This is a genomic window from Pseudomonas sp. CFBP13528 (assembly GCF_005233615.1).
In the GTDB taxonomy this organism is placed as follows: domain Bacteria; phylum Pseudomonadota; class Gammaproteobacteria; order Pseudomonadales; family Pseudomonadaceae; genus Aquipseudomonas; species Aquipseudomonas fluorescens_AM.
The window spans coordinates 476,728-487,884 of record NZ_QGAJ01000001.1 but is presented as its reverse complement, the minus strand read 5'-3'; the positions used below and the strand labels follow the sequence as shown (position 1 = coordinate 487,884).

Below are 11,157 nucleotides of genomic sequence, written 5' to 3'. Positions count from 1 at the left end.
AGCTCGTTCATGCGCAACATTTTGAAGGCCTAAATAGAGCCTTAACAGGACAGCCACAGTGGCCGTCCCTGAGTCGGATCAGTATCCTAGCACCTCCTCGCCCGCCGACGCTAAGACCAAGCGGGCAGTCCAACAGGTTAAAAAACGAATGAATGCTCTAGCCCGCCGCGCCGCAGGCCTGCTGCTCAGCACAGTTTGTCTGCCCCTTTCAGCTTTGGCTGCCGATCCACAACCCACCCACGAATTCACCCTCGACAACGGCCTCAAGGTCGTCGTGCGCGAAGATCATCGTGCGCCGGTGGTGGTTTCCCAAGTCTGGTACAAGGTGGGCTCGAGCTACGAAACCCCGGGCCAGACCGGTTTGTCCCACGCCCTGGAACACATGATGTTCAAGGGCAGCGCCAAGGTCGGCCCCGGCGAAGCCTCGCTGATCCTGCGCGACCTGGGCGCCGAAGAAAACGCGTTCACCAGTGACGACTACACCGCGTACTATCAAGTGCTGGCCCGTGACCGCCTGGGCGTGGCCTTCGAGCTGGAAGCCGACCGCATGGCCAGCCTGCGCCTGCCGGCCGATGAGTTCAGCCGCGAAATCGAGGTGATCAAGGAAGAGCGCCGCCTGCGCACCGACGACAACCCGATGTCCAAGGCCTTTGAACGTTTCAAGGCCATGGCCTTCCCGGCCAGCGGCTATCACACGCCAACCATCGGCTGGATGGCCGACCTGGAACGCATGAAGGTCGAGGAACTGCGCCACTGGTACCAGGCCTGGTACGTACCGAACAACGCGACCCTGGTGGTGGTCGGCGATGTCACGCCGGACGAGGTGAAAACCCTCGCCCAGCGCTACTTCGGCCCGATCCCCAAGCGCGACGTCCCTCCCGCCAAGATTCCGATGGAGCTGGCCGAGCCCGGCGAGCGCCTGCTGACCCTGCACGTGCAAACCCAGTTGCCGAGCGTCATGCTCGGTTTCAATGTGCCCGGCCTTGCGACGGCCGAAGACAAGCGCTCGGTCCAAGCCCTGCGCCTGATCTCGGCCCTGCTCGACGGCGGCTACAGCGCGCGTATCTCCGAGCAGTTGGAGCGCGGTGAAGAACTGGTCTCCGCCGCCTCCACCAATTACGACGCCTATACCCGCGGCGATACCCTGTTCATGCTGAGCGCCACGCCTAACCAGCAGAAGAAAAAGACCGTCGCCCAAGCCGAAGCCGGCCTGTGGCGCCTGTTGGAAGAGCTCAAGGCCAAGCCGCCTACCGCCGAAGAACTCGAGCGCATCCGCGCCCAGGTGATAGCAGGCGTGGTCTACCAGCGCGACTCCATCACCAGCCAGGCCACGGCCATCGGTTCGCTGGAGACCGTCGGCCTGTCGTGGAAGCTGATGGACACTGAGCTTGCCGACCTGCAAAGCGTGACCCCGGAGGATATCCAAAAGGCGGCGCGCACTTATTTCACCCGCGAACGTCTGAGCGTCGCCCATGTTTTGCCTGAGGAGACCGCTCATGAGTGACCGCAAAAGCAGCCGCCTGATTCTGCCCGGCCTGATCGCCGTTACCCTGATCGCGGCCAGTGCCGTGTATTTGCTGCGCCCGAGCGAGTCCGTTGCCAGCCCGGCGCTGGACAAGGCTCAATCGGCCAGCAAGCTGCAATCGCTGGCTGAGCTGGACGGTAAAGCACCGACCAACCGCAAGCTCGACGTACAGACCTGGACCACCGCCGAAGGCGCCAAGGTGCTGTTCGTCGAAGCCCATGAATTGCCGATGTTCGACGTGCGCATCCTGTTCGCCGCCGGCAGCAGCCAGGACGGCAACGTGCCGGGACTGGCCTTGATGACCAACGCCATGCTCAACGAAGGCGTGCCGGGCAAGGACGTCAGCCAGATCGCCAGCGGCTTTGAAGGCCTGGGCGCCGATTTTGGCAATGGCGCCTACCGCGATATGGCCCTGGTGTCCCTGCGCAGCTTGAGCGACAGCGACAAGCGCGAGGCCGCACTGGCGCTGTTCGATGATGTGATCGGCAAGCCGACGTTCCCCGCCGATTCACTGGCACGCATCAAGAACCAGATCCTGGCCGGCTTCGAATACCAGAAGCAGAACCCCGCCAAGCTGGCAAGCATCGAGCTGTTCAAGCGCCTGTACGGCGACCACCCGTATGCCCACCCAAGCGAAGGCACGCCTGAAAGCGTTCCGGCGATTACCGTGCAACAAATGCAGGCATTCCATGCCAAGGCCTACGCGGCGGGCAATGCCGTGATCGCGGTGGTCGGCGACCTCACCCGTGCCGAAGCCGAAGCCATGACTGCCAAGGTTTCTGCCGCGCTGCCCAAGGGCCCGGCCCTGGCGAAGATTGCCCAGCCGACGGAACCAAAGGCCGGCCTGAGCCGTATCGAGTTTCCGTCCAAGCAAACCCACCTGCTGTTCGCGCAGTTGGGCATCGACCGTGCAGACCCGGATTACGCAGCCTTGTCCCTGGGCAACCAGATTCTCGGCGGCGGTGGCTTCGGCACCCGTCTGATGAGCGAAGTGCGCGAAAAACGCGGCCTGACCTACGGCGTGTACTCCGGTTTCTCGCCGATGCAGGTGCGTGGCCCGTTCATGATCAACCTGCAGACCCGCGCCGAAATGAGCGGCGGCACCCTGCGCCTGGTTGAAGACGTGGTGGCCGACTACCTCAAAAACGGCCCCACCCAGAAAGAACTCGATGATGCCAAGCGCGAACTGGCCGGCAGCTTTCCGCTGTCCACCGCCAGCAACGCCGATATCGTCGGGCAGTTGGGGGCCATGGGTTTCTACAACCTGCCGCTGAGCTATCTGGAAGATTTCATGAAACAATCCCAGGCGCTGACCGTAGAGCAGGTCAAGGCGGCAATGAACAAACACTTGAGCGCCGACAAGATGGTCATCGTGACCGCCGGCCCGACGATTGCGCAAAAGCCACTACCGCCCCCCACTGATAAACCCGCCGAGCAGCCGCTCGGGGTTCCGGAGCATTAATGGCCAGTTCATCTCGCCCGAAAAAACCCGTCCACAACGTGCATAACGGTGTGGGCCAACTGCGCATCATTGGCGGTGAATGGGGCAGCCGCAAGCTGAGCTTCCCCGATGTCGTGGGCCTGCGCCCGACGCCGGATCGCGTGCGCGAAACCCTGTTCAACTGGCTGGCGCCGTACATCGGCGGCGCCAAGGTACTTGACCCGTTCGCTGGCAGTGGCGCGTTGTTCCTGGAGGCGCTGTCCCGTGGCGCAGCCCAGGCACAAGCGCTGGATGCGAGCAATGTGGCGGTGTCCAGCCTCAAGGAACACTTGGGTACCTTGCGCTGCACCAATGGCCAGGTCCAGACCGCCGACGCCTTGCGCTACCTGGAAACCCAGGCTGCCAGCGAATACGACGTGGTGTTCCTCGACCCACCGTTCAACCAGAACCTGCTGCCGACCGTGTGCACGCTGCTGGAAGAACGACAGTGGCTGGCGCCGGATGCATGGATCTACACTGAAAGCGAAACCGCGCCGTCGACGCTCGGCCTGCCGGGCAGCTGGCGCCTGCACCGGGAGCAGAAATCCGGGCGGGTGTATTACGCGCTGTGGCACCGCGCCCTGTAAGAGCGAGCTTGCTCGCGAAGGTCGAACAGGCGACACGGGCTGCCTGATAGCGCTGCGTCATCGTTAACGTTTTTCGCGAGCAAGCTCGCTCCTACAGGAGTGCAGGCAAGCTCGTCCGGCAGCGAGTATTTCATGACTCCCTCTGTGGACCGCTTCAAACCCGCCTTCGGCCTCGGCAACCCCCACTTGCAGACACTGTGGGGGCCGCTGTGGCGCCCGACCACCCACATCGAGCGCCAACGCGAACGCCTGTGGCTGGAAGACGGCGACTTTCTCGACCTCGACTGGCACGGCCCCCACGACGTGCAGGCGCCGCTGGTGCTGGTGCTGCACGGGCTGACCGGTTCGTCCAACTCTCCTTACGTGGCCGGTTTGCAAAAAGTGCTCGCCGCCCAAGGCTGGGCCAGCGTGGCGTTGAACTGGCGCGGTTGTTCGGGCGAGCCGAACCTGTTGGCTCGCAGCTATCACTCCGGTGCCAGCGAAGACCTGGCGGCGGCGATCGCCCATCTGCGCGCCAAGCGACCTTTGGCGCCCCTGTATGCGGTGGGTTATTCCCTGGGCGGCAACGTGTTGCTCAAGCATTTGGGCGAAACCGGTGCGGCTTCGGGGCTGCAAGGCGCGGCGGCGGTATCGGTGCCGTTTCGCCTGGACCAATGCGCGGATCGCATCGGGCTGGGGTTTTCGCGGATCTACCAGAAGCACTTCATGCGCGAGATGCTGGCGTATATCCGCGTCAAGCAACGCCAGTTTCTGCAGGACGGTCGGCAAGACGGATTGAAAGCCCTGGAAGCTCTGGGTTCGCTGGAGAAAATGCGCACGTTCTGGGATTTCGACGGGCGGGTCACTGCGCCGCTGCACGGCTTCCAGAGCGCCGAGGATTATTACCGCAAGGCGTCGAGCCGCTACTATCTGGGCGCTATACGCACGCCAACCCTGATTATCCAGGCAGCTGATGATCCGTTTGTGTTTGCCCACAGCCTGCCCGAAGCCGGTGAGCTATCAGACTGTACGAAGTTTGAGCTGTTGGCCCAGGGTGGACATGTGGGATTCGTAGAGGGTTCGCTGAAACGCCCCGGCTACTATCTGGAACGCCGCATCCCCCAATGGCTACTGGCACAACACGGATAAAAAATGTGGGAGGGGGCTTGCCCCCGATGGCGGTGGATCAGTAACAGATGTACTGACTGACACACCGCTATCGGGGGCAAGCCCCCTCCCACATTTTGATTGGGTTTGCAGATCTGGCCTTTAGTCGCCTGTCGCAATGTCACGAGCAGGATCCGTAATCCACTCACTCCACGACCCCGCATACAACTTGCCCAGCGGGTACCCCGCCAAACTCAGCGCAAACAGGTTATGGCACGCCGTCACCCCGGAACCGCAGTACGCCACCAACGCCTGCGCCGGACGCCCCTGCAACTGCGCAGCAAACCGCTGCCTGAGCTGTTCAGCCGGTAAAAAGCACCCATCGCTGCCCAGGTTTTCGTTGAATGCCGCGCACTGCGCGCCGGGAATATGCCCGGCAATCGGGTCGATGGGTTCTACTTCGCCGCGAAAACGCGCCTGGGCGCGGGCATCGATCAAGGTCATGCCCGGTTCGCCCAGGCGTTTTTTCAACTCATCGGCATCCAGGAACAGTCGATTATCCGGCGTAGCGGAAAAAGTGCCGGGTTCGACCACCGGCGCATCCAGGCTCAATGGGAAGCCCGCCGCATGCCAGGCCTTGAGACCGCCGTCCAGGATAAACACGCCATCGCGCTTGCCGAGCCAGGCCAGCAACCACCATGCCCGAGCCGCGTAGGCCCCTGGCCCATCGTCATACAACACCAGGTCGGTATCAGCGCTGACACCCCACGCCTGCAATTGCTCGATAAATGCGTCCGCCGCGGGCAGCGGGTGACGGCCGGTCACACCCTTGATCACCGGGCCGCTGAGGTGGCGCTCGAGATCGGCATATTGCGCCCCTTCGATATGCCCTTCGGCATAGCTGCACAGCCCGTAATCCGGGTCTTCCAGGGCAAAGCGGCAATCGAGGATCACCAGCCCGGCCGACTTCTGGCGCTCGGCCAATTGTTGGGGGCTGATCAATTGGGCAAGCGGCATGACTGACTCCTGTGCATACAAAGGGGAAAGGTCCTACTTCACTTCTTCCAGTGCCTGGTTCAACGGCACGTAAAACTCTTTGAACAACGCATCCACCGCTGCTTTGGCCTGGGGCGTGACAAAACCCGCCTCAAGCACCAGCACCTGGTATACCCCACGCTTTATGGCTTCGGCGCTTAAATGAGTGGAGTTTTCATTGGTGGTGCACAGAAACCGCACCCAGGAGGTGAGGATAATCCAGGCATTAAGGGTCAGGGCTTCGGTTTGCACCGGGTCCATCGTGAGAATGCCGGCGTCGACAAAGCCCTGGTAGATCGCCCCGCCCTGAATCAGGCAGCGCTGGGAAAACCGTCGGTAGCCAGTGGCCAGCTCCGGGTCGCTCTCCAATAAATGCTCGAGATCGCGGTGCAGGAAGCGGTAGCGCCACATGCCCGCCAGTACGGCCTGCAGGTAAAAACGCTTGTCTTCCACCACCATCGCGCGCCCCTGGGGCGGGCGTAGGAAACTGTCCACCAACGCTTCGTATTCGCGAAACAGCACGGCGATGATCGCCTGCTTATTGGGGAAGTGGTAGTACAGGTTGCCCGGGGAAATTTCCATATGGGCAGCGATATGGTTGGTACTGACACTGCGCTCGCCCTGCTGGTTAAAAAGCTCCAGGCTGGTTTGCACGATGCGCTCGCTGGTCTTTACTCGTGGTGCCATAGGGATCAGCTTCCAAACACGGGATGGGGCATCTTACGGCCTATGCCGGTCAGGTTAAATCCAGATGTTACTGCAATGTTATTTGACAACTTAGAGCAATAACTCTAAAAATCCAGGCAGACCTATAACAATCGGGATCGCGCCATGTCTGCCAACGTTGCCTACCTGCAAGAATCCCAGGCGCTGGATCATCTCCAGGACCTGTTCGAAGCGCAACGTCGCGCCTATGCCGCCAACCCGATGCCGCCGGCCGCGCAACGCCAGCAATGGCTCAAGGCCTTGCGCGATTTGCTCAGCGATGAACGCCAGGCGCTGATCAACGCGATCAGCCAGGACTTCAGCCATCGCAGCGCGGACGAAACCCTGTTTGCCGAGCTGATGCCCAGCCTGCATGGTATTCACTACGCCAGCAAGCACCTCAAAGCTTGGATGAAACCTTCCCGCCGCGCTGTAGGCATTGCCTTTCAGCCCGCGTCGGCCAAAGTCATCTACCAGCCGCTGGGTGTGGTCGGCGTGATCGTGCCGTGGAACTACCCGTTGTACCTGGCCATCGGCCCGCTGGTCGGAGCCTTGGCCGCCGGCAACCGGGTCATGCTCAAGCTCAGCGAATCCACACCGGCCACCGGTGAACTGCTCAAGGCATTGCTGGCCAAGATCTTCCCCGAGGATCTGGTGTGCGTGGTGCTCGGTGAAGCCGAAGTCGGCATGGCGTTTTCCACGTTGCGTTTCGATCATTTGCTGTTCACCGGGGCCACCAGCATCGGCAGGCATGTGATGCGTGCGGCCGCCGAACACCTCACGCCGGTCACCCTGGAACTGGGCGGCAAATCACCAGCCATCGTCTCCGCCGATGTGCCGCTCAAGGATGCTGCCGAGCGTATCGCCTTTGGCAAGGCGTTGAACGCCGGGCAAACCTGCGTAGCACCGGACTATGTGCTGGTGCCGGAGGATCGTGTGGAAGGCTTCGTCGAGGCTTACTCCCATGCTATTCGTGAATTCTATCCGACCCTGGCCGACAACCCGGACTACACCGCCATCATCAACGAACGGCAACTGGCCAGGCTCAATGCCTACGCCAGGGACGCCACCGACAAGGGTGCCACGCTGATTGCGCTGTACGACCAGGGCCAGGCACGGCGCATGCCTCACAGCCTGCTGCTGAATGTGAGTGACGAGATGACGGTGATGCAGGATGAGATCTTTGGTCCGCTGTTGCCGATCGTGCCCTATCGCGGCATTGATCAGGCCTTTGCCTACATCAACCAGCGCCCGCGTCCACTGGCCCTGTATTACTTCGGCTACAACAAGAGCGAACAGAACCGCGTGCTCCACGAGACCCACTCCGGCGGCGTGTGCCTGAATGACACCCTGCTGCAGGTGGCCCAGGATGACCTGCCGTTTGGTGGCATCGGCCCTTCTGGCATGGGCCATTACCACGGTCACGAAGGTTTCCTGACCTTCAGCAAGGCCAAGGGCGTGCTGGTCAAGCAGCGTCTGAACGCGGCGAAGTTGATCTATCCGCCCTATGGGAAATCAATCCAGAAACTGATCCAGAAGCTGTTTATCCGCTGATAACCGCCACCACCGGGACAATAAAAACAATGAACCCCAGCCTGACTGATTCACCTGCACTGTCGCGGCGCGGCGTCTTGAAAATCGGCCTGTGCGCCAGCGCCTTCCTGGCCACCGCCGGGCTGGGTGCCAGCCTCAGCGGTTGCTCGAGCAGCACGCCGGCGAGCGGCTTTGCGATGTTGCGCGCCAGTGACTTGCCGTTCCTGCGCGCGGTAATCCCGGTGCTGCTGGAAGGCGCGGCCAGCGCCCAGGCCGTCAGCGCGGGGATTGAAGACACCCTGAAAAAGCTCGACTACAGCCTTCAGCACCTGTCGCCGGAGATGTTCAAGCTCACCCAGCAGCTGTTCGACGTGTTGAGCATGGGCATTACCCGAGGACCGTTGACCGGCATCTGGGGCAGTTGGGAAAACGCCGGCAGCGAGCAGATCCGCAACTTCCTGCACCGCTGGGAAAACAGCTACCTGAACCTGCTGCGCATGGGCCAGGGCTCGCTGCTCAAGCTGGTGATCATGGCCTGGTACTTCCGGCCGGAGTCCTGGGCCCATTGCGGCTACCCCGGCCCGCCGAAGATCTGATCTGCATCCCTCACAATAAAAAGAGACGACCCTGATGCCCGTACCCGATCTGTTCCGCGACGGCCTGGCCCGTGGCTGGAAAACCCACAATGGCGCCGCCCTCGACAACGACCTGACCCTGGAAGCCGACGTGGCCATCATCGGCAGCGGCGCCGGTGGCGGCACCACGGCGCAAATTCTCAGCGCCGCCGGCTACAAGGTGCTGTTGATCGAAGAAGGCCCACTCAAGACCAGCAGCGACTTCAAGCTGCTGGAAGACGAAGCCTATGCCAGCCTGTACCAGGAAGGAATCGGGCGCATGAGCAAGGACGGTGCGATTACCATCCTGCAGGGCCGGGCGGTGGGCGGCACCACGCTGATCAACTGGACCTCCAGCTTCCGCACCCCCGATGCCACCCTCGCCCATTGGGCCAGCGAATACGCAGTGAAGGGCCATAGCAGCGCCGAGATGGCGCCGTGGTTCGAGACCATGGAACAGCGCCTGGGCATTGCGCCGTGGGCCCTGCCGCCGAATGCCAACAACGACGTGATCCGCAAAGGCTGCGAAAAGCTCGGCTACAGCTGGCACGTGATCCCGCGCAATGTGCGCGGCTGCTTCAACCTGGGTTATTGCGGCATGGGCTGCCCGGTCAACGCCAAGCAATCGATGCTGGTGACCACCATCCCCGCCACTCTGGAGAACGGCGGCGAGCTGCTCTACCTGGCGCGCGCCGAGCGTCTCACCTATAGCGGCGACACAATCAGCAGCCTGGAATGCGTGGCCATGGACGAACGCTGCGTGGCGCCTACCGGGCGCAGGATCAGCGTGAAGGCCAGACATTACGTACTCTCGGGAGGCGGCATCAACAGCCCGGCATTGCTGATGCGCTCCGACGCGCCCGACCCCCATTCGCGGCTGGGCAAGCGCACCTTCCTGCACCTGGTGAACTTCTCCGCCGGGTTGTTCGACGAAGTGATCAATCCGTTCTACGGCGCGCCGCAGTCGATCTATTCCGACCACTTCCAGTGGCAGGACGGCACTACCGGTAAAATGTCCTACAAGCTAGAAGCGCCGCCCTTACATCCAGGGCTGGCAAGCACCTTGTTTGGCGGCTACGGTGCGCAGAACGCCCTGGACATGAGCCGATTGCCCCATACCCACGCCATGCTCGCGCTGTTGCGCGACGGGTTTCATCCCGACAGCCCTGGCGGCACAGTGGAACTGCGCGGTGACGGTACGCCGGTGCTCGACTATCAGGTCTCGCCCTATGCCTGGGACGGCCTGCGCAGAGCCTTTCACAGCATGGCCGAGATTCAGTTCGCGGCGGGCGCCAAATCGGTCAAGCCCCTGCATCACGACGCCCGCTACGTGAACACCTTGGCCGAGGCGCGTAACGTGATTGACGGTTTGAACCTCGAGTTGCACCGGACCACCCTGGGCAGCGCCCATGTGATGGGCGGTTGCGCCATGGGCGAAGACCCGAAAAACGCGGTAGCCGATAGCCTCGGGCGCCACCACCAACTGCGTAACCTGTCGATTCACGACGGTTCGCTGTTTCCCACCAGCATTGGGGCAAACCCCCAGTTGTCGGTGTATGGATTGAGCGCCCAACTGGCGTCAGCCTTGTCCGAACGTCTGAAAACAGCGTGAAAAACCGTTCGATTCACGGCATTTATCTACATAAGTCGACTTGGCCGACCGGGATGGCTGCGATACCATCCGATTCCCCAACGGACTCCGCCAGGACGACGCGATGAACCGAGTGTTGTACCCAGGTACCTTCGACCCGATTACCAAAGGCCATGGCGATCTGGTCGAACGCGCCTCTCGCCTGTTCGACCATGTGATCATCGCGGTAGCCGCCAGCCCCAAGAAAAACCCGTTGTTTCCCCTGGAACAACGCGTGGAGCTGGCACGTGAGGTCACCCGGCACCTGCCTAATGTAGAAGTGGTGGGCTTTTCGACACTGCTGGCACACTTTGCCAAGGAGCAGAACGCCAATGTGTTCCTGCGTGGCCTGCGCGCGGTGTCGGATTTCGAATATGAATTCCAGCTGGCCAACATGAACCGACAACTGGCGCCGGACGTGGAAAGCCTGTTCCTCACACCGTCGGAACGTTATTCGTTCATTTCCTCGACGTTGGTTCGCGAAATCGCCGCTTTGGGCGGAGATATCACCAAATTCGTGCACCCGGCCGTCGCAGACGCGCTGACGCTGCGCTTCAAGAAGTAAGACCGCTCACTCGGCGCCCGCTCGCACTGCGGGCGCCAATGCGGCACAATTGCGCGCATTCGTTTTCAGATGCCTTGGCTGACAGCCCTGGCAGGAGTTCTCATGTCCCTGATCATCACCGACGATTGCATCAATTGCGACGTCTGCGAACCCGAGTGCCCGAACGCTGCGATTTCCCAGGGTGAAGAGATCTACGTGATCGACCCCAACCTGTGCACCCAGTGTGTCGGCCACTACGATGAACCCCAGTGCCAGCAGGTGTGCCCGGTGGATTGCATTCCGCTGGATGAGGCGCATCCCGAGACTGAAGAGCAGTTGCTGGAGAAGTACCGCAAGATTACCGGCAAGGCTTGAGGTTCTTTAGCGCCTGTAAAGGCCTTATCGGGGGCAAGTCGAA

10 protein-coding genes and 1 pseudogene are annotated in these 11,157 nt (G+C 61.7%); 9 read left to right on the top strand and 2 right to left on the bottom strand.

Going from position 1 to position 11,157, the window contains the following annotated elements; translation table 11 throughout:
• Positions 1-148: 148 nt before the first annotated feature.
• From PspCFBP13528_RS02290 to PspCFBP13528_RS02275, 4 genes are all read left to right on the top strand, one after another.
• A complete protein-coding gene (locus PspCFBP13528_RS02290; protein ID WP_101220189.1) occupies positions 149-1,504 on the top strand; it encodes a pitrilysin family protein in 1,356 nt (451 codons plus the stop codon).
• A complete protein-coding gene (locus PspCFBP13528_RS02285; protein ID WP_137199566.1) occupies positions 1,497-2,987 on the top strand; it encodes a pitrilysin family protein in 1,491 nt (496 codons plus the stop codon). The genes PspCFBP13528_RS02290 and PspCFBP13528_RS02285 overlap by 8 nt, the downstream gene beginning before the upstream one ends.
• Positions 2,987-3,592, top strand: a complete 606-nt coding sequence (gene rsmD / locus PspCFBP13528_RS02280) for a 16S rRNA (guanine(966)-N(2))-methyltransferase RsmD (RefSeq protein ID WP_065949597.1) — start codon at positions 2,987-2,989, stop codon at positions 3,590-3,592. The genes PspCFBP13528_RS02285 and rsmD overlap by 1 nt, the downstream gene beginning before the upstream one ends.
• A gap of 132 nt (positions 3,593-3,724) precedes the next feature.
• Positions 3,725-4,720 carry a hydrolase gene (locus tag PspCFBP13528_RS02275; protein ID WP_137199565.1) on the top strand — a complete coding sequence of 332 codons (996 nt, stop codon included), beginning with the start codon at positions 3,725-3,727 and terminating at the stop codon, positions 4,718-4,720.
• Positions 4,721-4,840: 120 nt separating this feature from the next.
• Here the strand turns inward: PspCFBP13528_RS02275 and PspCFBP13528_RS02270 are convergent, their stop codons facing one another.
• Both PspCFBP13528_RS02270 and PspCFBP13528_RS02265 read right to left on the bottom strand, forming a co-directional pair.
• Positions 4,841-5,695, bottom strand: a complete 855-nt coding sequence (locus PspCFBP13528_RS02270) for a sulfurtransferase (RefSeq protein ID WP_137199564.1) — start codon at positions 5,693-5,695, stop codon at positions 4,841-4,843.
• Positions 5,696-5,728: 33 nt separating this feature from the next.
• Positions 5,729-6,400 (bottom strand): TetR/AcrR family transcriptional regulator, encoded by a 672-nt coding sequence (locus tag PspCFBP13528_RS02265; RefSeq protein WP_065949600.1) that lies wholly within the window; start codon positions 6,398-6,400, stop codon positions 5,729-5,731.
• Between the two features lie 132 nt (positions 6,401-6,532).
• On the opposite strand from PspCFBP13528_RS02265, the pseudogene PspCFBP13528_RS02260 reads away from it, so the two are divergent.
• The 5 genes and pseudogenes from PspCFBP13528_RS02260 to PspCFBP13528_RS02240 all read left to right on the top strand — a co-directional run.
• Positions 6,533-7,972 (top strand): annotated as a pseudogene (locus PspCFBP13528_RS02260) (coniferyl aldehyde dehydrogenase); the annotation flags it as partial.
• Between the two features lie 29 nt (positions 7,973-8,001).
• The gene (locus PspCFBP13528_RS02255; RefSeq protein ID WP_101220184.1) at positions 8,002-8,547 is read left to right on the top strand and encodes a twin-arginine translocation pathway signal protein; all 546 of its coding nucleotides are present in this window, start codon (positions 8,002-8,004) and stop codon (positions 8,545-8,547) included.
• Positions 8,548-8,581: 34 nt separating this feature from the next.
• Positions 8,582-10,177 carry a GMC family oxidoreductase gene (locus PspCFBP13528_RS02250; RefSeq protein WP_137199562.1) on the top strand — a complete coding sequence of 532 codons (1,596 nt, stop codon included), beginning with the start codon at positions 8,582-8,584 and terminating at the stop codon, positions 10,175-10,177.
• A 103-nt stretch (positions 10,178-10,280) separates the two neighbouring features.
• Positions 10,281-10,760 (top strand): pantetheine-phosphate adenylyltransferase, encoded by a 480-nt coding sequence (coaD, locus tag PspCFBP13528_RS02245; RefSeq protein WP_003234650.1) that lies wholly within the window; start codon positions 10,281-10,283, stop codon positions 10,758-10,760.
• A gap of 102 nt (positions 10,761-10,862) precedes the next feature.
• A complete protein-coding gene (locus PspCFBP13528_RS02240; RefSeq protein ID WP_065949604.1) occupies positions 10,863-11,114 on the top strand; it encodes a YfhL family 4Fe-4S dicluster ferredoxin in 252 nt (83 codons plus the stop codon).
• Positions 11,115-11,157: the final 43 nt, after the last annotated feature.

Bases quoted from the DNA above. Each gene is read 5' to 3' on its own strand.
- PspCFBP13528_RS02240 (WP_065949604.1), top strand. From the start codon at position 10,863: ATGTCCCTGATCATCACCGACGATTGCATCAATTGCGACGTCTGCGAA.
- PspCFBP13528_RS02250 (WP_137199562.1), top strand. From the start codon at position 8,582: ATGCCCGTACCCGATCTGTTCCGCGACGGCCTGGCCCGTGGCTGGAAA.
- coaD (WP_003234650.1), top strand. From the start codon at position 10,281: ATGAACCGAGTGTTGTACCCAGGTACCTTCGACCCGATTACCAAAGGC.
- PspCFBP13528_RS02275 (WP_137199565.1), top strand. From the start codon at position 3,725: ATGACTCCCTCTGTGGACCGCTTCAAACCCGCCTTCGGCCTCGGCAAC.
- PspCFBP13528_RS02270 (WP_137199564.1), bottom strand. From the start codon at position 5,695: ATGCCGCTTGCCCAATTGATCAGCCCCCAACAATTGGCCGAGCGCCAG.
- PspCFBP13528_RS02285 (WP_137199566.1), top strand. From the start codon at position 1,497: ATGAGTGACCGCAAAAGCAGCCGCCTGATTCTGCCCGGCCTGATCGCC.
- rsmD (WP_065949597.1), top strand. From the start codon at position 2,987: ATGGCCAGTTCATCTCGCCCGAAAAAACCCGTCCACAACGTGCATAAC.
- PspCFBP13528_RS02265 (WP_065949600.1), bottom strand. From the start codon at position 6,400: ATGGCACCACGAGTAAAGACCAGCGAGCGCATCGTGCAAACCAGCCTG.
- PspCFBP13528_RS02255 (WP_101220184.1), top strand. From the start codon at position 8,002: ATGAACCCCAGCCTGACTGATTCACCTGCACTGTCGCGGCGCGGCGTC.
- PspCFBP13528_RS02290 (WP_101220189.1), top strand. From the start codon at position 149: ATGAATGCTCTAGCCCGCCGCGCCGCAGGCCTGCTGCTCAGCACAGTT.